At 68.6% G+C, this 26023-nt stretch carries 17 protein-coding genes; 6 read left to right on the top strand and 11 right to left on the bottom strand.

Features of this window, described 5'->3' with window-relative positions:
* The first annotated feature begins 9 nt into the window (after positions 1 to 9).
* Together ACGFH9_RS04490 and ACGFH9_RS04485 are read left to right on the top strand one after the other, a co-directional pair.
* The gene (locus ACGFH9_RS04490) at positions 10 to 486 is read left to right on the top strand and encodes a MarR family winged helix-turn-helix transcriptional regulator (protein ID WP_393215144.1); all 477 of its coding nucleotides are present in this window, start codon (positions 10 to 12) and stop codon (positions 484 to 486) included.
* Between the two features lie 185 nt (positions 487 to 671).
* Entirely contained in the window at positions 672 to 860 is a 189-nt protein-coding gene (locus tag ACGFH9_RS04485; protein WP_393215141.1) for a hypothetical protein, read from the top strand.
* 46 nt (positions 861 to 906) lie between these two features.
* Here ACGFH9_RS04485 and ACGFH9_RS04480 read toward each other — a convergent pair whose 3' ends face one another.
* The 7 genes from ACGFH9_RS04480 to hemL form a co-directional block, all read right to left on the bottom strand.
* Positions 907 to 2388 carry an ATP-binding protein gene (locus ACGFH9_RS04480; RefSeq protein ID WP_393215138.1) on the bottom strand — a complete coding sequence of 494 codons (1482 nt, stop codon included), beginning with the start codon at positions 2386 to 2388 and terminating at the stop codon, positions 907 to 909.
* 68 nt (positions 2389 to 2456) lie between these two features.
* Positions 2457 to 3434: a c-type cytochrome biogenesis protein CcsB gene (ccsB, locus tag ACGFH9_RS04475; RefSeq protein WP_393215135.1), complete on the bottom strand. Its 978-nt coding sequence runs from the start codon at positions 3432 to 3434 to the stop codon at positions 2457 to 2459.
* Complete coding sequence (locus ACGFH9_RS04470) at positions 3434 to 5059, bottom strand: cytochrome c biogenesis protein ResB (protein ID WP_393215132.1); 1626 nt, start codon at positions 5057 to 5059, stop codon at positions 3434 to 3436. The genes ccsB and ACGFH9_RS04470 overlap by 1 nt, the downstream gene beginning before the upstream one ends.
* Positions 5056 to 5886: a cytochrome c biogenesis CcdA family protein gene (locus tag ACGFH9_RS04465; protein WP_393215129.1), complete on the bottom strand. Its 831-nt coding sequence runs from the start codon at positions 5884 to 5886 to the stop codon at positions 5056 to 5058. Before ACGFH9_RS04465 ends, ACGFH9_RS04470 begins: the two co-directional genes overlap by 4 nt.
* The gene (locus ACGFH9_RS04460; protein WP_393215126.1) at positions 5886 to 6455 is read right to left on the bottom strand and encodes a TlpA family protein disulfide reductase; all 570 of its coding nucleotides are present in this window, start codon (positions 6453 to 6455) and stop codon (positions 5886 to 5888) included. Before ACGFH9_RS04460 ends, ACGFH9_RS04465 begins: the two co-directional genes overlap by 1 nt.
* A complete protein-coding gene (locus ACGFH9_RS04455) occupies positions 6455 to 7102 on the bottom strand; it encodes a histidine phosphatase family protein (protein ID WP_393215123.1) in 648 nt (215 codons plus the stop codon). The genes ACGFH9_RS04460 and ACGFH9_RS04455 overlap by 1 nt, the downstream gene beginning before the upstream one ends.
* A gap of 6 nt (positions 7103 to 7108) precedes the next feature.
* Entirely contained in the window at positions 7109 to 8446 is a 1338-nt protein-coding gene (gene hemL, locus ACGFH9_RS04450) for a glutamate-1-semialdehyde 2,1-aminomutase (protein WP_393215120.1), read from the bottom strand.
* A 155-nt stretch (positions 8447 to 8601) separates the two neighbouring features.
* Between hemL and ACGFH9_RS04445 the strand changes: the two genes are divergently transcribed.
* Entirely contained in the window at positions 8602 to 8937 is a 336-nt protein-coding gene (locus tag ACGFH9_RS04445) for an STAS domain-containing protein (RefSeq protein WP_355004798.1), read from the top strand.
* A 119-nt stretch (positions 8938 to 9056) separates the two neighbouring features.
* Here the strand turns inward: ACGFH9_RS04445 and ACGFH9_RS04440 are convergent, their stop codons facing one another.
* Together ACGFH9_RS04440 and ACGFH9_RS04435 are read right to left on the bottom strand one after the other, a co-directional pair.
* On the bottom strand, positions 9057 to 10670 hold the full coding sequence (locus tag ACGFH9_RS04440; protein WP_393215117.1) for an ABC transporter permease: 1614 nt from the start codon (positions 10668 to 10670) through the stop codon (positions 9057 to 9059).
* Positions 10667 to 11563, bottom strand: coding sequence for an ATP-binding cassette domain-containing protein (locus ACGFH9_RS04435; RefSeq protein ID WP_393215115.1), 897 nt, complete (start codon positions 11561 to 11563; stop codon positions 10667 to 10669). Before ACGFH9_RS04435 ends, ACGFH9_RS04440 begins: the two co-directional genes overlap by 4 nt.
* A gap of 92 nt (positions 11564 to 11655) precedes the next feature.
* Here ACGFH9_RS04435 and ACGFH9_RS04430 point away from each other — a divergent pair, with 92 nt between their 5' ends.
* A complete protein-coding gene (locus ACGFH9_RS04430) occupies positions 11656 to 12171 on the top strand; it encodes a GbsR/MarR family transcriptional regulator (protein ID WP_393215112.1) in 516 nt (171 codons plus the stop codon).
* On the opposite strand, the gene ACGFH9_RS04425 is transcribed toward ACGFH9_RS04430, so the two are convergent.
* Together ACGFH9_RS04425 and ACGFH9_RS04420 are read right to left on the bottom strand one after the other, a co-directional pair.
* Entirely contained in the window at positions 12163 to 12717 is a 555-nt protein-coding gene (locus ACGFH9_RS04425) for a two-component system response regulator (protein ID WP_393215109.1), read from the bottom strand. The two genes, ACGFH9_RS04430 and ACGFH9_RS04425, sit on opposite strands and share 9 nt — an antisense overlap.
* Complete coding sequence (locus tag ACGFH9_RS04420; RefSeq protein WP_393215106.1) at positions 12714 to 17081, bottom strand: HAMP domain-containing protein; 4368 nt, start codon at positions 17079 to 17081, stop codon at positions 12714 to 12716. Before ACGFH9_RS04420 ends, ACGFH9_RS04425 begins: the two co-directional genes overlap by 4 nt.
* Before the next feature lie 292 nt (positions 17082 to 17373).
* Here ACGFH9_RS04420 and ACGFH9_RS04415 point away from each other — a divergent pair, with 292 nt between their 5' ends.
* Together ACGFH9_RS04415 and ACGFH9_RS04410 are read left to right on the top strand one after the other, a co-directional pair.
* Positions 17374 to 19443 carry a SpoIIE family protein phosphatase gene (locus ACGFH9_RS04415; RefSeq protein WP_393215103.1) on the top strand — a complete coding sequence of 690 codons (2070 nt, stop codon included), beginning with the start codon at positions 17374 to 17376 and terminating at the stop codon, positions 19441 to 19443.
* 88 nt (positions 19444 to 19531) lie between these two features.
* The gene (locus tag ACGFH9_RS04410) at positions 19532 to 26020 is read left to right on the top strand and encodes a hypothetical protein (protein WP_393215100.1); all 6489 of its coding nucleotides are present in this window, start codon (positions 19532 to 19534) and stop codon (positions 26018 to 26020) included.
* Positions 26021 to 26023 lie beyond the last annotated feature (3 nt).

Raw genomic sequence — 26023 nt, 5'->3', positions numbered from 1 at the left:
TTGTCGAACATGGCAACCTCTGATCCCGCCCGGCCCGGCTTCCAGCTCCCGCTGTTGCTGCTGGCCGGCTTCCGCACCCTGATCGACGACCTGCACGCCGAACTGGCCCGGCAGGGGCACCCCGAGCTGCGTCCCTTGCACGGCTTCGTGTTGCAGGCCGTCGGGGTGCACGGCACCACCGCCACCGAGCTGGGCCAACGGCTGGGCATCTCCAAGCAGGCCGCCGGCAAGACGGTCGACCGGCTGGTCGCCGTCGGCTACCTGGAACGGGTCGACGATCCCTCCGACGCCCGCCGCCGGCTGGTCCGGGTGACGGAACACGGCGCCAACGGGCTACGCCGCTCGGCGGAAGTGTTCGACCGGCTGCGCGAGCAGTGGGCCGGCGCCTTGGGCGAGGAGCGCGTCGCCGCCCTGGAGGACGACCTGCGCACGATGGCCTCGGCCAACTGGTTCCGCCTCGACGTGCCCGGCTGGTTCGGCGGCTGACCAGGATCGACACCAGATCGCCGACCTGGCGCCCTGCAGGGCGAATGATGCCGCCAGATCGTCGACCTGGAGTGGATCAAGACCGCGGGACGACGCCGGCGCGGCGGCGCGGCGTGCGTCAAGCCCTGCGGATACATCTCACCCGTCCTGGTCGAACAGCCGGACCCGGCGCCAGGCTGGTGGGCGTGTCGGATGCATACGTCGTCGGCGACCCGGACGGGTTGCCACCCCTGCTGGTCGCGGTACGCGACGCGATCGCCCGCGAACTGCACGCACAGGTGGCGCTGCGCAGTGAACGCATCGAACTGGTCGACGTACCCGAGGTCGCCTACCAGGTCACCCTGCGGGTCGACGAGACCCTGCGACACCGCTGACCACGAGTCTGAACCGCCGGATGGGAGGTAGGCGTGATCCCGGGTGTCATCCCCCCTGATAGAGGCGCGCCGGATCGACCAAGACGACATCCTGATCGCCGCCAGCTCGCCGCTGGAGGTCGTCCGTGAAGCCCGACCCGCTTACGAGCACGAGCCGGACGTGTCGCGCGTCCAGGCCAGGACGGCTGGTGAGGAGATCCCGTGCCCTCGTGAGCCGCTCCAGGTCGACCATCCCTAATGTCCTACCCCACTTGACCTCGCCAATCGCGAGGAGCGGCCGAGGGCTGTCGCCCATCGGTGGCTCACCGAACGCGACCAGATCGAGTTCCACGCTGGTTCGGCTAGCGGGGTCGGTAAGGACGGCGGCACTGGCCTCCGCGACGATGCCGCCGAGCGTGTCCGGTGCGGCGAAGCGCAGCGCCCACTGGCGGACGATCTCTTCGAAGGCCGGCCCCAGCACCGCTGCCGCGTACCGTCGCTGGGATCGACGCCAGACGTCCGCGCCGCGTCGCTGCTCCAACGCCGTCCATGCGGGTCGCATGATCGCCTGGTAGAAGCTGATGAGGGGTTCGGCGATGAGGTACCGGCTCCGGCCACTGCGCAAGGGGTCTGGTTCCCTCGTGAGGAGACCGGCGTCCTCCAACACGGTGAGTGGATGCTGCAGGTCGGTGGCCTTACGACCGATGTAGCCCGCGATTCCACCTCGGGTGCCGTTGCCGTCGGCGACCGCCGCGAGCACCGAGTGGTAGAGGGCGGTGTCGCGAAGGTCCGGATCCTCGGCCAGCAGGTAACGAGCCTCGCGGAACAGCGGACGCGCCGGGTTCAGCACGGCACGCACGACCCAGTCGTCGAAATCGGTTGGCCCGTCGGGGGCGTCGTCCTGGACGTACTCGCGTCGGTAGGCGGGTGTACCTCCGACGATCGCGAACACCCGGGCTGCGAGCAACGGATCGTCGATCCCCCAGAATCTCGCCGCCGCTCGGTAGTCAAGCGGCGCAACGGGCAACTCCAGCCCGGCCCGTCCGCGGAGTGGGGCCGAACCTGCCAGAAGCCCTCCCATGAACGAGAGCGCCGAACCGCACAGCAACAGGCGAGTTCGAGAGCCGGTGCGCTCGATCCGGCCCGGGGTGAGCGCATGCTGAATGACCGATGGGAGGTCGCGACTGGCGCGCGCCAGGTACGGGAACTCGTCGATCACCACCGTGACCGGGCGGTCCCGGCCCAGCGCGAGCAACGCGTCGACCGCGCTCGGCCAGTCGGCAAGGTGCAGTGGGCTCGGGGCTGCGGTATACCGGCCGAGCGCTTCCCCCAGGCGACGGAGCGACTCCGCCGACGTCGCCTCGGTCGCGCCGAAGTAGAAGCCCTGGGTGCTGCGGGCCAGCTCGTACAGGAGCAGAGTCTTACCCTGCCGGCGGCGGCCGCTGACCACGCCCAGCGTCGCGCCTTGTCGATCATCCGAGGCGAACCGGACCAGCTCCGCCCACTCGACGTCTCGGTCGAAGATCTCCGCTGGCTTGGCGAATTCCACGGTCACATCCCCACAGAATGTAGAACTACACTTCTAAGAAGTGTAGTTCTACATTTGCCAACTGCAGTTCAGTTCAGCCCACCGTATGAGTGCAGGCCGGTGAAGAAGATGTTCACGCCGAACAGGTTCATCAGCATGGTGAGGAAGCCGAGCACCGCGATCCAGGTGGCCACGTTCCGCTTCACGCTGGGAGTGGCCCGCGCGTGCAGGTAGCCGGCGTAGACCACCCAGGAGATGAAGGCCCAGGTCTCCTTCGGGTCCCAGCCCCACGGCCGACCCCAGGCCGCCTCGGCCCAGATCGCGCCGGCGATCACCGCGAACGTGAAGATCGGAAAGGCGAACGCGTGCAGCGCGAAGGTCAGCCGCTCCAGACTGACCGCCCCGGGCAGCCGCTTCGCCAAGGTGTAAGGGAAGCTCCGCTTGCCCTCCTCGTAGCCGTTGCGCATGAGGAAGCCGACGGCCGGCACCGCGCCGAGCAGGAAGATGCCGGACGCGAAGACGATCGTCGAGACGTGGATGACGAACCAGTACGAGTTCAGGGCCGGCACCAGCGGCACGATCGGCACGTAGAGGACCAACTCGGCGGTGGCCACCAGCAGCACCATGACGAGAGTGAGGAACAGCCCGAGCTTGCGCAGCGACGGCCGCTTCCAGAGCACCACCAGCCAGGCCGCGACCCCGATGAACGTCACCGTGAGCACGAACTCGTACATGTTGCCCCACGGCATGCGGTCCGCCGCGAGACCGCGGGTGACCAGCGCCGCGAGGTGCAGCACGGCGGCGAGCGCAGTGGTGCCCACCGCGACCAGCCCGGCGAGACGCGCCCGGCGCGCCGAGCCGCCCACAGACGGCGGGACCGGAGCGGGCGGCTCGTCGGCCACACCGCCGGCACCGCCGACCCCCGCGCCGACCAGCTCGCGGGCGGGCGACGCCACGGCCACCCGGGCACGCGCGTTGCCCAACGCGTACTCGACGGCGTGGCTGATCATCGCGATCAGGTACGTCAGGATCGCGAAGGTCACCAGATTGTCGGAGAGCGCGGACATCACTCGGTCCCTTCTCGCACACCGGCCCGCTCAGCCGCCCGTTCGTCACCGTTCACAGCGGCGATCAACTGGGCGAACTCGTCGGCGAACCCTGGATAGTCGGTGCGCGGCAACCCACCGGCCTCCACCAAGCTACTACCGTCCGTCGGAGATCCATTCGCGGGGTCGGCCGGCAGCAACCGGAACCAGACCCGGCGACGCCGCCCGAACAGCGAGCCCATCAGCCCGACCAGCAGGACACCGCAGCTCACCAGCAACGGCGTCGAGCCGGGATCGTGCCGGATGGAGAGCGTCACGTACCGCTCGGTGCCCAGGAACTCGACGGTCGTGCCGTCGTCAAGCGTCCACTTCTCGCCCTTGCGGAGCAGCTTGCTGCCGATCTCCTTGACCTTGCCGGCGCGCACCTGCCGCTGGTCGAGCTGGTAGACCGAGCCGGGGATGCCGGCGTCCATGCCGAGGTTGCCCCGGTAGGCGACCAGGTTCAGGGCCGGGTTGCGCTCGGTGGGGTACTCGGAGCGGACGAACGGGGCCTGCTGCGGCGCGGTGGGCAGGTAGATGCCGGTGAACGCCACCTGCTCGCCCGGTACCCGCCTGCCGGTGGCCGGGTCGACGTTCGCGTCCGGGAAGGCCGCCAGCCCCTCGCTGGTCAGGCCCATGTCTCCGGTGGTCAGGAAGGGCTCGTCACTGACCTGGCTGTTGCCGTACCGGTCGGTGTAGCGGATGACCGGTGCGTACCCGTGGCCGAGCAGGTAGACGCTCGCGTCGGCGAGGCGCAGCGGCGCGTTCACCGAGAAGTCCGCGCTGCGGGTCGGCTCGTCGGGGCCGTCGACGGTGACCCGGGCGTTGAAGAACTCCGGCTGGCCGGACGGCAGGAACCGGGCCTGGAAGTCGTCCAACCGCAGGCAGAAGCGGGGCAGGTCGTTGCTGTCCACGCGGGGGCCGAGCTTCGCCTCGGCGTACTGCTGGCGGGTGTTGCAGAACGCGTTGTCCGCGCCCGCCACCAGCAGGCGGTTGCCGCTCCACCCGTACCACGAGCCGAGCGCGACGCCGATCAGCACCGCGATCAGCGAGGTGTGGAACAGCAGGTTGCCGGTCTCCTTGAGGTAGCCCTTCTCGGCGGAGACCTCGTCGCCGCGTACCTCGACCCGCCAGCGGCGCTTGCGCAGCACCGCGGCGACGGCGTCCACGCCACCGGCCGACGCCGGCAGCACGGTGTGCTGCGGCAGCCGCTCCATCCGCTTCGGCGCGACGGGTGGGCGGGACCGCAGCGCCCGGAAGTGGTCGCGCAGCCGGGGCGTGATGCAGCCGATCAGTGACGTGAACAGCAGCAGGTAGATGGCTGAGAACCAGACCGAGCCGAAGACCTCGAACGCGCCGATCCGGTCCAGCCGGGGGGCCCAGTCCGGGTGGTCGACGAAGTACTGGTTGACCTTCTCCGGGCTGATCCCCCGCTGCGGCAGCACCGAGCCGGGGATCGCGGCGATCGCCAACAGGAAGAGCAGGATCAGCGCCGTACGCATGCTGGTGAGCTGCCGCCACGAGTTGCGCAGCAGGGCCAGCAGCCGGTTGGGCCGGCGGCGGGGCGCCGGGGCCTCGGCCTCCGGCCGCTCGTCGACGACCGTCATATGCTCACCTCGCCCACCCCGACGGTGGTCTGCAGCCAGATCACGAAGCTCTGCCATCCGCCGGTGACCAGCGCAAGGCCGATCAGGATGAGCAGCGCGCCGCCGATCCGGGTGACCCAACGGCTGTTGCGCCGGATGGCGCGGAACACCCCGAGCAGGCGCTGGAAGCCCAGCCCGAAGACGACGAACGGTATCCCCAACCCGAGGCAGTACGCCACGGCGAGCACCACGGCGCGGTCGCTCTGCCCGCTGGCGGTGGCCATGCCCATCACCGCACCGAGCGTCGGGCCGGTGCACGGCACCCAACTGAGCGCGAAGACCGCGCCGAAGACCGGCGCGCCGAGCAGACCGGCGGCCGGCAGCCGGGAGATCCGGAACTCGCGTTGCAGCGCGGGGATCATCCCGAGGTAGCCCAGGCCGAGCACGATGATCAACGCGCCGACGACGATCTCCAGTTGCCGCTCGTAGTCGAAGAAGACCCGCCCGATGCCGGCGAACAGGATCGCGGTGGCGACGAAGACCACTGTGAACCCGGCGACGAAGAGCAGCGTCCCGGCGAGCACCCGGCCCTTGACCGCCGCCGCCGGTGCCGTCCGCTCACGCAGCGCGACCCCGCCGCCCGCCTCAGCGCCGTCGGGTGCCGGCGTCGCCGCAGGCCGCCGGCCCTCGAGGTCCGCCCCGGCCAGACCGGTGACGTACGACAGGTAGCCGGGGACGAGTGGGAGCACGCACGGGGAGAGGAAGCTGACCAGGCCGGCGAGCGCCGCCGCGCCGATGGCGAGCACCAGCGGCCCGCTCCGGGCCAGCTCCTCGAACGTCTCGCCCATCAGTTCGACGCCGGCTTCTCGGCCGCGATCCGCTCGACGATCGGTCGCAGGCCCTCCTGCGTGACCGCCGCCCGGATCACCACGGCGACCCGGCCCTCCCGGTCGAGCACGACTGTCGCCGGGACGGTGTTCGGCGGGATGTCCAGGGCCAGCGCCAGCTTGCTCGGCGGGTCGAACAGGCTCGGATAGGTGACCCGTCCCTGCTCGAACGCCTTGGCCTTGTCCCGCGAATCCTGCACGTTGACGCCGAGGAAGCTCACGCCGGAACCCTTGGTGGCCTGGTAAACCGATTCCAGGTCGTCGGCCTCGGCCCGGCAGGGCGGGCACCAGGAGCCCCAGAAGTTGACGACGACAACCTGGCCGCGGGCCTCGCCGACGTCGTAGGTGCCGCCGGTGAGCAGCTCACCGGCGAGCTTCGGAGGCGCGGAGCGCTGGTCCGGCGCGCATTCGATGATGCCGTCGGAGGTGGTCGAGCAGGTCTTCTCCTGGCTCTTCGACGCCGTACAGCCGACCAGCGCCACCGTGGCGACGGCGGCGAGCAGACCGGCGGTCCACCTCCGGGCGGTCATCAGGCCCCCTTGGCCGTCCGGGCGGTAGCGGAGAGAGCGACGAGGTGCGCGGCCGGCTCGCTGTAGCCGATGCCCACCACCTTCGCGCCGTCGAAGTGGAACGAGGTGAGGCTCGCCAGCCCGCACTGGCGCTTGCGCGGGTCGTGCCAGAGCCGCTTGCGCTCGACGTGGCGGCGCAGCGTCCAGATCGGGAGCTGGTGCGACACGAGCACTGCCTCGCGGCCCTCGGCGGCGACCCGGGCGGCGTGCACGGCGGCGAACATCCGCTCGGCGATCACCCGGTACGCCTCGCCCCAGGACGGCGTCACCGGGTCGCGCAGCACCCACCAGTTGCGCGGGTCGCGGAAGGACCCGTCGCCCGGGGAGACCTTCTTGCCCTCGAACCAGTTCGCGCTCTCGATCAGCCGCTCGTCCACCCCGACCGGCAGCCCGAACTGGGCGGCGATCGGCTCGGCGGTCTGCTGGGCGCGCTCCAACGGGCTCGCCACGACGTGCACGATCTCCCGGTCGGCGAGGCCCGCCGCGGCGGCCTTGGCCATCTGCACGCCCAGCTCGGAGAGGCGGAAACCGGGCAGCCGCCCGTACAGGATCTGGTCGGGGTTGTGCACCTCGCCGTGCCGGAGCACGTGGACCACCGTCTTCGCCACTGTTTGTTACCCCCCGTGACCAGCCGCCGCAGCCGCGTTCGCCGCCGTCGGCAGCGCGGCGGCGATGTGCTCCAGAGCGGCGTCGTCGATCGCCGCCGACACGAACCACGACTCGAACGCGCTCGGCGGCAGGTAGACGCCGGCGGCGAGCATCGCGTGGAAGAACGCCTTGAACGCCGGCACCTGCTGGGTGCGCGCGCTGTCGTAGTCGACCACGTCGGCGTCGGTGAAGAAGATGGAGAACATGCTGCCCGCGTACGACAAATGGTGCGGGACCCCGGCGGCGGCCAGCGCGTCGGACGCGAGCTTGCCCACGACGGCGGCCGTGTCGTCGAGCTTGCGGTAGAGCGCGTCGTCGGCGAGCCGCAGGGTCGCCAGACCGGCGGCGCAGGCCAGCGGGTTACCGGACAGCGTGCCGGCCTGGTAGACCGGGCCGGCCGGCGCGAGACGCGCCATGATGTCCGCGCGCCCGCCGAACGCCGCGGCGGGCAGGCCACCACCCATGACCTTGCCGTACGTCCACAGGTCCGCGTCGGAGGCGTCGAGGCCGTGCCACCCGGCGCGGGAGACCCGGAACCCGGTCATCACCTCGTCCACGACGAGCAGTGCGCCGTGCGCGTGCGCGATCCGGGCGAGCTGCTGGTTGAAGCCGTCGCGGGGCGCGACCACGCCCATGTTGCCGGCGGCAGCCTCGGTGATCACGGCGGCGATGTGCGGCCCCTCGGCGGCGAACGCCTCCTCGACGGCCCGGATGTCGTTGTACGGCAGGACGATCGTCTCGCTGGCCGCCGCGCCGGTGACACCTGGCGAGTCGGGCAGGCCGAGGGTCGCCACGCCGGAGCCGGCGGAGGCGAGCAGCGCGTCGACGTGCCCGTGGTAGCAACCCGCGAACTTGACGATCTTGGAGCGGCCGGTGAAGCCCCGCGCCAGCCGGATCGCCGACATGGTGGCTTCGGTGCCGGAGTTGACCAGGCGGACCTGCTCCATCGGGGTCCGGTCGACAAGCTCCGCGGCCAACTCCACCTCACCCGGGGTGGGCGTGCCGAAGCTGGTGCCCCGGGCGGCAGCCGTCTGCACGGCGTCCACCACCTCCGGGTGGGCGTGCCCGAGGATCAGCGGTCCCCAGGAGCACACCAGGTCGACGTAGCGGCGACCGTCGGCGTCGTACAGCCACGGGCCCTCGCCACGGACCATGAAACGTGGGGTGCCGCCGACCGCCTGGAAGGCGCGCACGGGAGAGTTGACCCCGCCCGGCACGATGGCGCGGGCGCGGTCGAACAGGGCCTCGGAGGCCGGCGCGTCGGCCGGGTAGCGGCCAGATCCGGCGGAAACGATGTCGGTCACGATGTCGCCATTGTGTCAGCGCCGGACGCCCAACCGGCAGCCGCCCCGGGTTGGGGTTACCGGGCTCACCTGGCTTCGGTGCCCGATCGGGCCGGCTGAGAGGCGGCTCACCGCCTCGACAGGCCGGGTCGGCGGGATCGCGCTAGGCTGACCGGGTGGATCGTGCCGAACTGTCCATCACGCTACACCGGACGGGCGACGAAGCAGTGCTGCGCCTGGCCGGTGAGATCGACATGCTCACGGCGGCCCAGCTCTCCACCGTCGTCAACGAGGTGCTGGCCGACCCACCCCCGAAGATCATCCTCGACCTCGGCGGCGTCACCTTCTGCGACTCGCAGGGCCTGGGCACCCTCGTCGTACTCAGCCGCAAGGCCAGCCACGCGCAGAGCCTGCTGATGCTGACCCACGTGGGCGACTTCCTCATCCGGGTCCTGGACATCACCGGCCTGCGCAGCGCTCTGATGATCCGCAACGACCAACCCACCGGCTGACAGTTCCCCTGCCAGCGCGCCCGCCCCCAGGCGTTGATCATGAAGTTATTGCCAAAATTCGTCCCATTTGTCGGCAATAACTTCATGATCAACGCGTTTCGGCAGGTGATCACCGGTCTTCAGGGGGTGGGGACGTCTCGGGAGTTGAAGGCGCGCAGGGCCAGGGTCAGGAGGGCGGCCGACACCGCCGTCAGGGCGGCCAGGGGGGTTGCTGTCCAGTTGTCGCTCAGCACCTGCGGGGTGTGGGCGAACGGGGAGACGTCCAGCACCCACTGGCTCAGCTCCAGCACCGCGCCGAGCTGACCCAGCAGCAGACAGCCGGCGAGCACCGCCCAGGCAGCCCACGAGAACCGGGGCAGCCAGCCCACCAGCAGCGCCGCCACTCCGGCGAGCACCCACGCCGCCGGCACCTGGGCCAGACCCACGCCGAGCAGCCGGGGCACCTCACCGCCGACGTCACCGACGCTGAGGCCGTACGACAGTCCTGTCGCCACCCCTGTCACGGCCAGCACCACCACCGGGCCGAGCAGCGCGAAGAGCAGATGCGCCGCCAGCCAGCGGGATCTGCTCACCGCCGTGGCGAGCAACGGTTCGGCCCGGCCGGCGGTCTCCTCCGCCCGCGCCCGCAGCGCGGCCTGGATGCCGTAACCGGCGGCGGCCAGCGCGGTCAGGCTCAACGTGCTGCCGAGGTACGCCTCCGCCAGTGTCGACGAGCCACCCAGCCGTTCCAGGAGCTCGGCCATCTGCTCGTTGCCCTGCACGGCGTCGCCGGCCGCGTCCGCCGCGCCACCCAACACCAGACCGAGCAGCCCGAAGCCGACGGTCCAGCCGAGCAACTGGCCACGGTGCAGCCGCCAGGCCAGGCCGAGCGGGCCGGTCAGCCCGCCGCCCGCGGTGGCCGGGCCGAGCCGGGGTGGCAGCAGGCCGGCGCCCACGTCGCGACGCACCGAGACGGGGTACGCGACGAGCGCCACCACCACGCTGAACAGCACCGGCAGCAGCAGCACCCACCAGCGTTCACCGGCGAAGGAACGCGCCCGGGGCGCCCAGCCGAGCGGAGAGATCCAGCTCAACCACTCGGCGCTGCCGCCACTGCCACCGGACCCTCCGGCGTCGCCGCCAAGCCGCAGCGCGAACGCCAACCCGAGCACGCCCAGACCGATGCCGCGCGCCCCGCTGGCGCTCTGGGTGAGCTGCGCCGCCAGGCCGCCGACCGTGGCGAACGCGATGCCGGTCAGGGCGACGCCGGCGCCGAAGAGCAACGAACCCGCCCCCGGCAGACCCGCGGCGACCAGGCCACCGGCGATGAGCAGGCCGAGCAGCACATTCGCGGCGTACGTGACGAGCAGCGCCGCGGTCAGCCCGGCGTACCGGCCGAGGACCGTCGCGCCGAGCAGCTCCCGCCGGCCGGCCTCCTCCTCGGTACGGGTGTGCCGTACCACCGTCAGCACGCTCGCCAGGGCGGCGACCAACGCGAACAGGCCGGCCCGCTGGACGGTGAGCGCGCCGATGCTGTCGCCGTAGACCGGGCCGAGCAGCGCCACGATCGACGGGTTGCTCGCCGTACCGGCCAGGTAGGCGGCCCGCTCGGCTTCGGTCGGGTAGAGGCCGGTGTACACGCTGGCATAGCTGGCTGGGAGCACGGCCAGCAGCAGGATCCAGATCGGCAGCACGATCCGGTCCCGGCGCAGGATCAGCCGCACCAGGTGCCGGGTGCCGGTGATCGCGGTCATGAGCGCACCTGCTCGGCCTGGTAGTGCCGCAGGAACAGCTCCTCCAGCGTCGGCGGTTGGCTGACCAGGCTGCGTACGCCGATCTCGGTGAGCCGACGCAGCGCGACGTCCAGCGCGGCGTCCTCCACGTCGAAGCGCACCCGCTGCCCGTCCACCCGCAGGTCGTGCACGCCGGTGAGCTGCGCCAGCCCGTCGACCGGGCCGGTCAGCTCGGCCTCGATGGAGGTACGCCGCAGGTGCCGCAGCTCGCTGAGGGTGCCGGTCTCCACGTCCCGCCCGTTGCGGATGATCGTCACCCGGTCGCAGAGCGCCTCCACCTCGGCCAGGATGTGGCTGGAGAGCAGCACGGTGCGGCCGTCGGCCTTCGCCCGGCGTACCCAGTGTTGGAAGACCTCTTCCATGAGGGGGTCCAGGCCGGAGGTCGGCTCGTCCAGGATGAGGAGTTCGGCGTCCGACGCGAGGGCGGCCACCAGGCCGACCTTCTGCCGGTTGCCCTTGGAGTACGTCCGGCCCTTCTTGCGGGGGTCCAGCTCGAAGGAGTCGAGCAGTTCGGCCCGGCGGGCCGGGTCGAGGCCGCCGCGCATCCGGCCGAGCAGGTCGATGACCTCTCCGCCGGAGAGGTTGGGCCAGAGCGTCACGTCGCCCGGCACGTACGCCAGCCGTCGGTGCAGGGCCACCGCGTCGCGCCACGGATCGCCGCCGAGCAGGCGGACGGCCCCCGCGTCCGTCCGCAGCAGGCCGAGCAGCGCCCGGATGGCCGTCGACTTGCCGGCGCCGTTCGGGCCGAGGAAGCCGTGCACCTCGCCGGCGCGGACGGTCAGGTCCAGACCGTCCAGCGCCCGGACCTGACCGAAGGTCTTGACCAGGCCGGACACCTCAATCGGAGTCTCCATGTATCGGAAGCTACACTCGTTTCACAAAGTTGTGAAGACTGTGATATTCGAGGCACCATCGGTGCCCACGAGACGCGCAGGAGGGACCAGAGATGGCAGCCGCCGACGGCCACGACCCGGTGCACCTCTTCGTCGAACGGATGGCCCTCACGTTCGCCGAAGTCGGCTTCCCGCGGATGGCCGCCCGGGTGCTGTTCACCGTGATGAGCGCGGACGACCCGCTGACGGCTGCCGAGATCGGCGAACGACTCGGGGTCAGCGCGGCGGCGGTCAGCGGCGCGGTCCGCTATCTCACCCAGTTCGGCATGCTGGTCCGCGAGCCGGTCCCCCGCTCCCGCCGCGATCGTTACGGGATGCCGGAGAATCCCTGGTACGAGGGAACCATCACGAAGACCGCGATCTACAAGACGTTCATCGACGTGGCCGAGGGCGGCGTGGCGGCCCTCGACGGCCCGCACACGCCGGCCGGCGAACGGGTGGCCGAGATGCGCGACTTCTTCACCTTCGTGCAGGAAGAGATCGACTCACTGGGCGAGCGGTGGCGCGTCCGCCGGGCCCAGACCGGCCACCTGCGCCCCGGTGAGAGCGCAGCCGCCCCGTCAGGCTGAGCTGCCCCAGCGGACCTGCTCCAGCAGCTCCACCGCACGGTCCCGCGCCGCAAGGTCGTCGGAACGCAGCAGGGTGGTGGCCTCGTCCACCGCGTCGGTGAGTCGCCGCCACTGCGCGTCGCGCTCCCGCACCAGGTCCGACTGGGCGGCCAACTGCCGGGTCTTGACCCACAGCTCGACGAAGACCGACACCTTGGCCCGCAGCACCCACGGGTCGAACGGCTTGGTCAGGTAGTCGACGGCACCCACCTGGTAGCCCCGAAGGGCGAGCTGGGCGTCCCGGTCGGCGGCGGTGAGGAAGATGATCGGCACGTGCCGGGTGCGCTCCCGGCGCTTGATGTGGCTGGCCGTCTCGAAGCCGTCCATGTCCGGCATCTGCGCGTCCAGCAGGATCACCGCGAAGTCGTCCACCAGCAGCTGCTTGAGAGCCGCCTCGCCGCTCTCCACGGCCACCGACTGGACCGGCAGACCCTGGAGGATCGCCTCCAGGGCCATCAGGTTCTCCCGGCGGTCGTCCACGAGCAGCGCCTTGGCCATCTGGGTCACGAAGTCTCCTCGGTGCGGCTGCCACTGATCCAGGACGACATCAGCTCGATCAGGTCGTCCAGGTCGACCGGCTTGGTGATGTAGTCGCTCCCACCGGCGGCGAGCGCCGACTCGCGGTCACCCGGCATCGCCTTCGCGGTCAGGAAGACCACGGGAAGGTCGGCGAACCGATGGTTACGCCGGATCTGGCGGGTCGTCTCGTATCCGTCCTGGTCCGGCATCATGGCGTCCATCAGCACGATGTCCACCTCCGGGTGCTCGGCCAGCAGGCGGACGCCGTCCGCCCCGTTGTCCGAGTACAGCACGGTCATGCCGTGCAGCTCCAACGCGCTGGTCAGAGCGAAGACGTTGCGGACGTCGTCGTCCACGATCAGCACGGTGGCACCGTCCAACTGGCGCATGGCCGGTGCCTCCGGCCGCTCCGGCAACAGCTCCAGCGGCGGCATGAGCAGTGACGACGGCAGCCCGGCGCGCTGTGGCGACGGCGGCTGCGGTGCGACCACCGCGTCCGGGGCGAGGACCTGCGGCACGAACAACGTGAACGTCGAACCCTGACCGGGCGCCGACGAGACCGTGATGGTGCCACCGATCAGGCGCGCCAGGTCGCGGCTGATCGACAGGCCCAGTCCGGTGCCGCCGTAGCGACGGCTGGTCGTGCCGTCCGCCTGCTGGAACGCCTCGAAGATGATCGACAACTTGTCGTCGGAGATGCCGATCCCGGTGTCGATGACCGTGAACGCGATCACCTGCTGGGCGTTCGTCAGCGCGGGCACGTCGAACACCGCGTTCTCCGCCGCCGGGGCGATCCGCAGGGTCACCGCGCCGTTGTCGGTGAACTTCACCGCGTTGGAGAGCAGGTTGCGCAGGATCTGCTGCAACCGCTGCGCGTCGGTCACCAGCGCCGGCGGCAGGTCCTTGCTCACGCGTACCTGGAAGTCGAGGTTCTTCTCCTCGGCCTGCGGCGCGAACGCCTGCTCGACGAACCCGCGCAGCTCGGTGAAGCGGATCTCGGTGGGCTCGACGTCCATCCGACCCGCCTCGATCTTGGACAGGTCGAGGATGTCGTCGATCAGGCGCAACAGATCCGAGCCCGAGCCGTGGATGGTCCGGGCGAACTCGATCTGCTTCGGGCTGAGGTTCTGCTCCGAGTTCTCCGCGAGCAGGCGGGCCAGCAGGAGCAACGAGTTCAACGGCGTACGCAGCTCGTGGCTCATGTTGGCCAGGAACTCCGACTTGTACGCCGACGCCCGGGTGAGCTGCTGCGCCTTCTCCTCCAGCCCGAGACGGGCCAGCTCGATCTCCCGGTTCTTGGTCTCGATGTTGCCCTTCTGCTCGGAGAGCAGGGTGGCCTTCTCCTCCAGTTCGGCGTTGGTGCGCTGCAACTCCGCCGACTGCTCCTGCATCTCGTGGGCCAGCCGCTGCGACTGGGCCAGCAGCTCCTCCGTACGCCGGTTGGCCTGGATGGTGTTGACGGCGATGCCGATGGTGAGCACCAGCCGCTCCAGGAACGACAGGTGCAGCTCGGAGAAGGCGGACACGCTGGCGAACTCGATCACCCCGAGCAGCTCCCCCTCGAACAGCACGGGGAGCACCACCAGGTCGGTCGGCGGGGTCTCGGCCAGGCCGGAGCGCAGCGTGAGGCGGCTGTTCGGCGGGGCGCTGACCCGGATCGTCCGGCGCGAGAGGGCGGTCTGCCCGACCAGCCCCTCGCCCGGCCCGAAGGTCACGTCGTGCCCCCGCGCCACATAGCCGTACGACGAGGTCAACCGCAGCCGCATGCTGCCGTCGGTGTCGTCGGCGAGGAAGAACGCGCCGAGCTGGGCGTCGACCAGCGGAGTCACCTCCGTCATGATCATGCGGCAGACCTCGCCGAGGTCACGCTGACCCTGCAACAGGCCACCGATGCGGGCCAGGTTGGAGTCCAACCAGCCCTGCTCGGCGTTCTTCTTGGTCGTCTCCCGGAGGGTGACGATCATCTGGTTGATGTTGTCCTTCAGCTCGGCGACCTCGCCCTGCGCCTTGACCGCGATCCGCTGGGTCAGGTCGCCCCGGGTCACCGAGGTGGACACCTGGGCGATGGCCCGCAGCTGGGTGGTCAACGTCGAGGCGAGCTGGTTGACGTTCTCGGTCAGGTCCCGCCAGGTGCCGGAGACGCCCTTGACCTGCGCCTGACCACCCAGCTTGCCCTCGATACCGACCTCGCGGGCCACCCGGGTCACCTCGTCGGCGAACGACGAGAGCTGGTCCACCATCGTGTTGACAGTCGACTTCAGCTCCAGGATCTCGCCCTGGGCGTCCACGGTGATCTTCTGGCTCAGGTCGCCCTTCGCCACCGCCGTCGTCACCGAGGCGATGTTGCGGACCTGGCTGGTCAGGTTGGACGCCATCGAGTTCACGTTGTCGGTCAGGTCCCGCCACGTACCGGACACGCCCTTCACCTGCGCCTGACCACCGAGCTTGCCCTCGGTACCCACCTCGCGGGCCACCCGCGTCACCTCGTCGGCGAACGACGACAACTGGTCCACCATCGTGTTGACAGTCGACTTCAGCTCCAGGATCTCGCCCCGCGCGTCCACAGTGATCTTCTGCGACAGGTCACCCTTCGCCACCGCCGTCGAGACCTGGGCGATGTTGCGGACCTGGGCGGTCAGGTTCGACGCCATCGAGTTCACGTTGTCGGTCAGGTCGCGCCAGGTGCCGGCGACGCCACGTACCTGCGCCTGACCACCGAGCTTGCCCTCGGTACCCACCTCGCGGGCCACCCGCGTCACCTCGTCGGCGAACGACGACAACTGGTCGACCATCGTGTTGACAGTCGACTTCAACTCCAGGATCTCGCCCCGCGCGTCCACAGTGATCTTCTGCGACAGGTCACCCTTCGCCACCGCCGTGGTCACCGAGGCGATGTTGCGGACCTGACTGGTCAGGTTCGACGCCATCGAGTTGACGTTGTCGGTCAGGTCCCGCCACGTACCGGACACGCCCTTGACCTGCGCCTGCCCGCCCAGGTTGCCCTCGGTGCCCACCTCGCGCGCGACCCGCGTCACCTCGTCGGCGAACGACGAGAGCTGGTCCACCATCGTGTTGACGGTGTTCTTCAGCTCCAGGATCTCGCCCTGGGCGTCCACGGTGATCTTCTGCGACAGGTCACCGCGGGCCACCGCCGTCGAGACCTGGGAGATGTTCCGGACCTGGCTGGTCAGGTTGCCGGCCAACTGGTTGACGTTCTCGGTGAGGTCACGCCAGGTGCCCGAGACGCCGCGTACCTGTGCCTGACCGCCCAGCTTGCCCTCGATGCCCACCTCGCGGGCCACCCGCGTCACCTCGTCGGCGAACGACGAGAGCTGGTCCACCATCGTGTTGACGGTGTCCTTCAGCTCCAGGATCTCGCCCTGCGCCGCCACGGTGATCTTCTGCGACAGGTCACCGCGGGCCACCGCCGTCGAGACCTGCGCGATGTTGCGGACCTGGGCGGTCAGGTTCGACGCCATCGAGTTGACGCTGTCGGTCAGGTCCTTCCAGGTGCCCGCCACGTTCGGCACCTCGGCCTGGCCACCCAACTTGCCCTCGGTGCCCACCTCACGGGCCACCCGCGTCACCTGCTCGGCGAAGAGCCGCAGCGTGTCCGTGAGGTAGTTCATCGTGGCGGCCAACTCGGCCACCTCACCGCGCGCGCTGACCGTGATCTTCTGCGACAGGTCGCCCTTGGCCACCGCCGTCGCGACCTGCGAGATCGACCGCACCTGGCCGGTCAGGTTGGACGCCATCGTGTTGACCGAGTCGGTGAGGTCCTTCCACGTGCCGGCGACACCCCGCACGTCGGCCTGGCCACCCAACTTGCCCTCGGTGCCCACCTCACGGGCCACCCGGGTCACCTCGTTGGAGAACGACGACAACTGGTCGACCATCGTGTTCACGGTGCGGCCGATGCGCAGGTACTCACCGCGCAGCGGCCGACCGTCGATCTCCAGCGCCATGTGCTGGGACAGGTCGCCGTCGGCGACCGCCACGATGACCCGGGCGATCTCGGTCGTCGGCCGACCCAGGTCGTCGATCAGCGAGTTGATCGCCCGCTGCCCCTCCGCCCAGGAGCCGTCCAGCCCCTCGTCGTCCAGTCGTTCGGTGAGTCGGCCGTCCCGACCGACGATCCGGCTGATCCGCCGCAGGTCCAGGTACTGCCGCTCCTGGAGCGAGACCACCTCGTTGAAGGCGTCCGCCACCTCACCGGCCTTACCGGCGCGGCGGGGCAACCGGACTTTCAGATCACCGCGACGAACCCGTCGCAGCGCCTCGGTCAGCTCACCGAGAAGCGCGTCCTGGTCGGGCGCGGACGGATCCGCGTACGACTGCTTCGCCGTGGTCATGATGCCTCGCTCACCTGGGGGGGTCCGTGCCCGTACAGACACACCGGCACCCCATATTGTGCCCGCGCCGGCCGTAGTGCCAGGGTGCGCGACCCGCCGATCGGGCCCGGTCGGCCCGGCGATCCTCGCGCCGGGTGCCAACCCGACACAGACCTCGTCGAGTGGCGCTCGTCACGCGTCACGACGCTGTGCCGCACGCACTGGTCACCACACGGTAGCGCCGAGCGGCTCCGCGCCCCGTCGATCACGGATCGGCTTGGCACCCGGCGGGGCGACGGTGGAGGATACGGGGGTGTCAGCCGAGGCGGGGCCCGCGACGGCCGGGGCCCGGGACGGGGCCGTCCGGCGCGTCCGCCTGCCCGCCGATCGGCGTACGCCCGCCGCCGCCCGGGCGGTCGTCCGCTCGGTCCTCGCCGAGGCCCACCTCGACGACCTGGTCAACGAGGCTCTGCTGCTCACCACCGAGCTGACCACCAACGCCGTCGAGCACGCCGGCACCGAACTGGACATCGAGGTCGTGGCGGACGGTGTCGGACTCTCCGTGACCGTCTCCGACTTCGCGCCCAGCTCCGGCAACGACGAGCTGACCGTCGGCACCCGCAACGACACGAGCGAGATCGACGAGGTCTCCGAGCGCGGTCGCGGGCTGCTGCTCGTCGACCACTTCGCCAGCCGCTGGGGCACCACGTACCTGCCGACCGGCAAAGGCGTCTGGTTCCGCCTGGACCGGGCCGGGACCGAGCCGGGGGCCGGCGCCAGCGCGGGCGGCACGTCGATGGCGGGCAACCCCGGGGCCGTCGACGGCTCGGCGCCGAGCGCCGGCGCGATGAGCGAGCTCATGCAGACCGCCCCCGACATGTACGCGGACGACCCGCTGCCCGACTTCGCCACCAGCCTGCTCAACCGGGTCGCCGAGATGGTCGGCGCGGCCGGTGGAGCGGTACGCCTGGACCGGGGCGACGGGCAGGGCCGACAGTTGTTGGCCCGGTTCGGTCGGCAGCCCCGCCCCGACAGCGAGCTGCTGCGGGTGCCGCTGACGGTGCACCGCCCGTACACCGGGGAGTTGGAGCTGGACGCCGCGCCGTCGGCGTACGCCCGGCCGCTCGCGGTGCTCACCGCCGAGCGGCTGTCGCTGCACCTGGAGAACGACCGGCTGCGTCGGGCGGACGTCCGCCGGCAGGCGTGGCTGACGTTCCTCGCCGAGGCGAGCGAGCTGCTGGCCCAGTCGCTGGACGTCGAGCTGACGATGGCGCTGATCCCGCAGTTGGTGGTGCCCCGGCTGGGCCAGTGGTGCGCCGTGCACACCACCGACGAGTGGGGTCGGCTGCGGCTCGCGGCGGCCAGCCACGCCGACGAGTCGGTGCTGCCCCACCTGCACCGGGTGCTGGCGGAGACCGGCCCCGATTCCATCCAGGCCCGGCTGCGCGAGGCGTCCCGCAGCGCGGCGCAGATCCCGCTCGGCGGGCCGATGGAAGGCTTCGCGGTCCCACTGATCGCGCGCGGGCAGCGGCTCGGCACCCTCGCGGTGGGCCGGCACCAGCGGCACCGGCACGACCCGGACGAGGTGGCCGTCCTGGAGGACGTCGCGCGGCGGGCCGCGCTGGCGATCGAGAACGCCCGGATCCACGCCGAGCGCCGACGGGTCGCGCAGACGCTCCAACAGTCCCTGCTGCCGCCCGTCCTGCCGGTGGTGGAGGGCATCGGGTTCGCCGCCGAGTACGTGCCCACCGGCGACGACGCCGAGGTGGGTGGCGACTTCTACGACGTGGTGCCGCTGCCCGACGGGCGCTGGCTCGTGGTGATCGGCGACGTCTCGGGTAAGGGCGTCCAGGCGGCGGCGGTCACCGGGCTGGTACGCGACGTGATCCGGGTGCTGGTCGGCGACGGCAAGCCGCTGCCGGAGGCGCTGGCCCGCCTCAACGAGACGCTTGTCGAGCGGGGCGGCGGCCGATACTGCACGTTGGCCCTGGCGGCGGTCGGGCCGGGCGACGGCAACCACCTCGACGTCTCGCTGCACCTGGCCGGGCACGACCGGCCGGTGCTGCTGGCCAATGGAGGCGGTGCCCGGTTCGTCGGCGCCGGGGGCACTGCGCTGGGGCTGCTCGACACGATCACCTCACCGACGACGGAGATCACGCTCACTCCGGGCGACTCGCTGATCTTCTATACCGACGGGGTCACCGAGCGGCGGCGCGGCCGGGAGCTGTTCGGCACCGACCGGCTGCGGGACGCGGCAGCACCGCTGGCCGGCTACTCCGCCGACGTGGTCGCCGCGCGCCTGCGCGCCGCCACGATCAACTTCTCGGTCGAGCCACCCCGGGACGACATCGCCGTGCTGGTGCTCCGCAACGACGTGGTCTGAGCACACGTGGAATCAGCTTAGCGCCCTGTTCACAACTGACGGATTTTCCCCATCGTGATTGCGATCTGACGTAGGCACGGGAGATAAGATGCCGGAGATTGCCGAAGCAGATTGTGTCGAATGGCTCACCACCTATCTGCCGTCCGGTCAGTGGCTAGGCTTGGGTGACACTGCCATACCGGACCAGGTGTGGCACGCTCCGCAACTCTCGGACATACACCAGTTCCATATCGACACTGCCGTCCTCGATGCTGGGGTTGTCGATCAAGTCCTGCGTGGCACACCGTCGAGCGTGATCGACCGAACGGTGTACGTGCCGCCGGAGCCCACACTCGACTGGGCTACAGCGGTCGATCGCGCGGACAAGCTCGGTCTGCCGGTCCTCGTTCGCAACCCGACGTTCAACCTTCTGGATCAGCGGGTCGAGCAGTTCGCCGGTTACGGCGCCGACGCGGTAGTGGTGAAGCCCGCCACGGCGAGGGCTGCCGCGATCGAGCGCATTCCCCGATCCACCAGTTGGCTGAGCGCCCCTCCCCGCGCGGCGATGAACGTGTCTGAGCTGCAGGATCTAGTTCAAGACATCACTGATTCGCTCGACCCGAAGAACGACCCGAATGCGTGCACCGTGTTCCTGCACCGTCTCCGGGACAGCCTCTTCCCTTCCGGCGTGCGGGCCAGGGAGACGATGGACGACGCACGCGTCGGCACCTGGCGTGGCGAGATCGAATTCTCCGCTCCCACCAGGTGGCAGAGGGTGGACTCCGTCGAATCGATCACCGCGGCGCTGGCTCCGCTGAAACCGGGAAGCACAGCCTTCCTCCTCGTCGATCGGGCCCGCGGGAATGGCCACGCGGTTGCGATGTACAAGCTGGCCAACGGCGAGCTGCGGTGGGCGGACCTACCCACGCGCGATAGCCCGAGGGTCATTCCGGTGGCTGGCCCCGGAGAGCGAACAGCGGGTGCCGACCCGACCGAGGGCGGGGTGGCGCTGCGCGTACTGATCGCGGACGCCGCGGGGGGCCGCGTTCCCCTCGCCGACGCGGTCCAATCGTCCCCAGAGGTGCGGACACTCCTTGATCCGCCCACCAACCTTAAGTACGCGGGATCCGCCGTAACCGCCACGTTCCCCAACGGAATCCTGTTCAACACCTCAGGGCGAGCAAAAGACGTCGAGGATGGTGCACTCCTGGTACGACACCCCACGTCCGGATTTGAGATCGTCGTTCAATTTTCGAATTCTGGAAAATTTCGCCTCCCAAAAATCAAATTCGTTAGCTCAAATCTGCGGACCCTCCGGGACGGCTCGTATCATTACACCGATTCGACCATTGCAGCCAACGCCCTGGAGTCGATAGAAAAAACCATAGCAGAGCTGACGATCCGTCCTGGACACACCCTTCGGCCCACACCCCTGACGAGACTATTCCCGCCCCAAGCTGGACACGAAGTCACCCCCCTGGGCGAGGACGCGCTCATCGGTCAATATTTCGGACCAGCCGCGAACGGCACGCGGTCCACCTTGGAAATGGAGGTGAGCACGCAGGGGCTTTATCCCTTCCTCCAAAAGGTCCAGAGCGGAGCGCGGCGAAAGGCGGCAGCTCGACATCTAGAAGATGGCCTGTTACTCGGAAACGAACTGAAAGCCAGATTATTCGTGTGGCGCGAGTTCGGTCCCGACGCATTGCGCATGACTCCGTGGGACGACGAGGAATTCATGAAACACCTTGTCGAGGATCGGGCAGGGTCGGAGTTGGCCGGCTATGCCGCGCTTCTCTACTCCCATGCGGCCGCCTACGCGCATAGTGCTGCCCGGGCGGGTCAGAGTCCACCTGATGACTACCTGGCTGCTTCTTCCCGAACCGCCATGCCCGAAATTCGATCCTGGCTACCCGTCGAAGTACAGGAATATCTCGAATTCGATCAGACATTCATCGAGTACGCGTTTCGGAGTAGGTCCAGCCGGGCGATCGAGGAGATCGAGAAAGTAGGCATCAGGGGCATCGGAGGACAGGAAGAACAAATACCTGATGCCGCTGTGATGGATTTTCTCACTGAAGGAATCGTTGGCGAACGACTCACCCGCGCAGAAGCTGATAAACTTCCTCCGGACATTTTCGCCATCCGCACTGGAACGCTGCCGCTCGCCAACCTGGAGGTGCGGTCCGACAGCGACGAAGGTCACCATAAAAGCCTCGTCGACATGCTTCGCGAACGGGCGGAGCTCACCGAGATAGCCGGCGCAGAATTCGCAACTCAGCTCTACGATACGCCGGCTTTCATAGACGGACCCTCCGACTTTCTGGAATTCGCGGCGCAGCCTCGCGATGCGCGGAGTTCCACTGTCGAATTCAAGGGCAGGGCCGCTGCGAGGGACGCCGTAACGCGGATTCGCCACGAGGCGAATCCGAGGACCGCGTTTATGCGTGCAGACCTCACACGTGTGTTCCCGCCGGCACGCCTCAACTTCACCCGCCGGCACCACGGTCTTAGGCAGATCGAACTGCGTGGGATCAGCGGCCTGGCCCAACGTATCGTCGATGTCTTCGACGCAGCCGGACCGCTAGAGCTACAGATCGAGGGTGGCGGCAACGGCGGGGCGGCGGGGCAGGCATGGAATACCGGCTGGGATCGAGCAAATGCCATCGCCCAGGCACTCATGCCCAAGGTCTGGCGGCTATTGGCTGAGCGCCGCGCCGATTCGAATGCCATCACCGTCAAGCTGCACAGCCGCGCCGCCGGGGCGTCAGCTGCGCCCGGCACCCGCCTGGCAACGTCCGAGGACCATCGAGCGGGCTTCGTCTGGCTGCAACCGCAGACCGACCGCACTATGTCTAACGCCAGCCCGAACGCCGGCCAGGTGACGGATGCCGGCCAGGTGACGAATGCCGGCCAGGTGACGGAACTGGTCCGGACAGCTCTACGAAATCTCGCTCCGGTTACCAGCGGACACACCGAGTTGGCAGCGAGATTCTTCCATCTGCTCGCCGGCAGCCAGTGGGCAGCCACGCGTTGGAGCGAAGAGCCGATGTCCCATCGTCAGCTAACCCTTCTCCATCCAGGTGCCGTTACAGAGGTGCTACTGGCAGACCAGCGGGTGTTCATCGCCCTTCGTCCCGTTTCCGACGAGCCACCGATCTTCCTGACGCCGGCAGGAATCAAAACCGAACTTCCGCAGGTTGAGCGCCTCCGGCTGCGACTCGCTCGTAATGGCGGCCTCGCTCAGGTGGACTTGAGCCGGCCAGGGATGGCGCGAGCGTTTTTCGCTGGCCTACCCTTCGCTGCGGCGGGCCCGGCAGCACAAATAGATTTTCCTAAATCAGCCGGTGGCCGGCAGGATCATGCAACGCAGAGTCAGACCGTCGCGGATTCACTGGAAAGTTGGTTGAAACAGAACCACCTAGCGGTCTCGCCCGACGAGCTGAACGCGTTTCTGGCCGTAAACCCTCCGCTCATCGATCGACTCGACCCGCTGATCCCTGAGGCGGCGGTCCGTGGTCTGGCCCTCAAATTCGTGGCGAGGGATCAGCCCACTTCCGGACATCATGAACTCTTCGACCAGGTGAACGGCGAGCTGACCAGGCGCGGACGTCCAACCCAGACCTATGACGCCATGTTGGTAGCTCTGGAGGAGAGACGGCAGCCGGGCCGACCGCAGGACCCCGTCGCGCAGCTCCTCAACCATTTCGATCCACCTGAGCCAGCACATTTAGTCGCAACACCGGCGCAACCGAGCGGTGTGCATCACCCTACCGGGCAGGACAGACCTGCCATCGGCACAGCCGAGCACGACCGCACGGCGGTGCGTGAGGCGCAGGTGAGCATCGGCGGGCTGTATGACCTCCTGAAGCACGTGTCGTTCCTTACAACGCGACCAGCCGCGAGACGTCATCTAGGCGATGCTCTGGAGTTCGGCGACGAGTTGGCCGCCCGATTCGTCGTCTGGCGCGAGCTCGGCGAGCAAATGGTCAAGCTGACACCATCGGGCGGCGAGGGAATCATCGAGCACATCGCCCAAGATCGGGACGCGCGGCGGTTGGCTGGCTACGCCGCCTTGCTCTACGCCCACGCAGCGGCGTTCGCTCAAAGCGCTGTCTATGAAGGCGAGCCCCCGCCGGAGCACATTCTGGGGGTCAGGTCCCGCAGCGCCATGGGCGACATCCGGGACAGGTTGCCCCTTCAATTGCACGACTACCTCGAGTTCGATCACCGATTCATCGAGGATGCATTTGTCAAGAGGTCCCAGGAGGCAATCGATGGGATCGAGGGCCTGCGTGCTGCGAGATTCGACCTGCGATATCGTGAGCTCCACGGACCGGGCGAGGAAACGTTCGTCAAGTTCGCAACCGTGCCAATCCACGGTGACTACCGTGCCGGCCCAGAGTACGAGCACCAAACGTCACGGCAGCCTGGCTTCTCAGCCCTGGATTATCTGAACCGGGGGCTACAACCGGTTTCAGAAGCAGCACCCAGCTACTGGCCGGGTGTGAACGCCGAGCCGGGTGGCGCCCTGAGCTTCGCCCCTGAAGGCGAACTCACACGGATCACCGTGGACGTGCCCGCCTACACAGACTGGACGCCCGACACCACAAGTCGTCTTCAACAGGAGGAGCTCGACGACCTCACCAAGGAAGCTGCCGACATTGATTTAATCGATCAACGTCTTTTTGTTAAACACTTCGACCCGACGTCCGTGACGCAATTCATGGACCAGTTGATCCGTGAGCATTACGACAACGGACATACCCGACTCACGTCCAGCGGGAGCGGGATCGACCAGGGATTACTCAAAGCCGGATTACACCTGTTCGGCCCCGCCCGGCGCACGGACGAGTGGTATCGCATCGAAGAATTCGCCAAAGCCTCCGGTCGTCCGCTGATCGGCCTTGTGTCGGACGACGAAAATGGCAACACCTTCACCGGACTTAATCACACACTGAATCTCATTCTTGATGATGTGACTCCCGCGAACGCGGTGATTGTCGTCCTGGGGCGAAGTTCAGAAATCGACGAAGCGCTCTTCGGGAGAAAGCTAGCGGTCATCCGCAGGTCCGCGCCAGCGGCAGAATCAGGGCCGCTCGAGTTTCACCCGGGTCACGGATGGTATAGCGCGAACGGCTGGCAGCTCACCAGCCCGGCCGGCCCGACGACCTCCGTCGGACCTCTACTGAACAGTGAGACGATCGAAGCGGCACTTGGGCAACTGCCCACGCATCCACTCAGCTATCGCGGTGAAGCGGCTACTGCGGAACGTCGGGTGGCCGATCGACCGGTCAGGTTCACCCCTAGGCAGCGGCAACTATTCGACGAGGTGAACCACGCGCTGAGCTCAGCTGGTCTTCCAGACCACACGTACGATGCAATCTTTGCTGTTTGGCGGGATTTTCAATCGAAGGACAAGTCGAGGAACCCTCTCCAGACGCTCGTAGACCACTTCAGGGAAGGGTCGGACTCTTCCCTTGTCAGGCCCTGGCAGGCCAGCACCGACGGCGACGGACGCCCCGCCGTAATCAGCGGCCAGGTGACGGCGTCCAAGGCACCGGCACACCACGGCGTCGACGACCGCCCACTGACTACCGACATGGGGTTGCCGCCGGGCAGTCGCGCGGGGAGTGAAAACAACCGCCTCTACTGGGTCGGCCCTGAACCGTCACTTTCACTGGCGACGGTACTTCGCAGGCTCACCGACGAGTCGGACGCCCCGGTCATCTTCCTGGGTGGCCGTTTAGGTGAGCGCGCGCCGGCCGACAACATAGCCAAACTTCGACGTCTGGCCCAACTGTTCGCCCTCAACAAGCAGCGATTTGTCGTGGTTACCGAGGCGCTAGTTGACGGTTCACTCGCGGGCCTGTCCGAGGAGTTCGGCTTCAGCATCATGCGTCGCATTCCAGAAGGCCTGAACAATCCCTGGGTAATACGTCTTAGCGACGGCGGCACCGCGAGCGAAAAAGAGATACATCACCCAACCGGGCAGCTACTCGCGGCGGCAACCGGGTTCGCAAAGCCGAGCAAGGACACGACCAGTCCCGCCGTCGCCATGCTACTACTCGCGCCGAACCGAGCCGCGCAGATCACAGCCCTAAATAAACTCAGGGCTCAGCTCAACACTTCGCAGGCGCGTAAGGAAGTGTCAGCGATCGCCGAAAAAGACACGGGCGACCGCTATTTCCGTGGTTACCTCCCGCTGTTTGGCGAGCTCGGCGCGCCGAGCACGGCTGAATACGTGCTCGACTACAAGGATGAGCTGGATGATGCTACGGCCCGAAAGAAACTGTTGTTCGACGGCCAGAGTCGTGGCGTCTCCATCGATCAGCGGGTGCAGCTCATCAGCGAGTCCGGCGACGCGGTCGTCGGCGCGAAAGTTGTTATGGAAGCGGTCCGCCTCCTGGAAACCGAGGGCCTGGATAAAGCGGTCGAGCATCTAAAGGGCCGCCCGACGGTCGCCGAGAAGCAGGAATGGGCCGAAGCCCTGCGCGAACTCGCGGGAAACAGCGTCGATAAACAGGAGCAATACTACCCACTTGCCACCGCCATCTTTAATTGCTCACCAGTCACGGCCGGGCCAGCCGGCGGTGAGTGACGC

Source organism: Micromonospora sp. NPDC049102, assembly GCF_043197485.1.
GTDB lineage: Bacteria > Actinomycetota > Actinomycetes > Mycobacteriales > Micromonosporaceae > Micromonospora.
The sequence above is the reverse complement of the archived record's forward strand: the minus strand, read 5'-3'. Positions and strand labels throughout refer to the sequence as shown.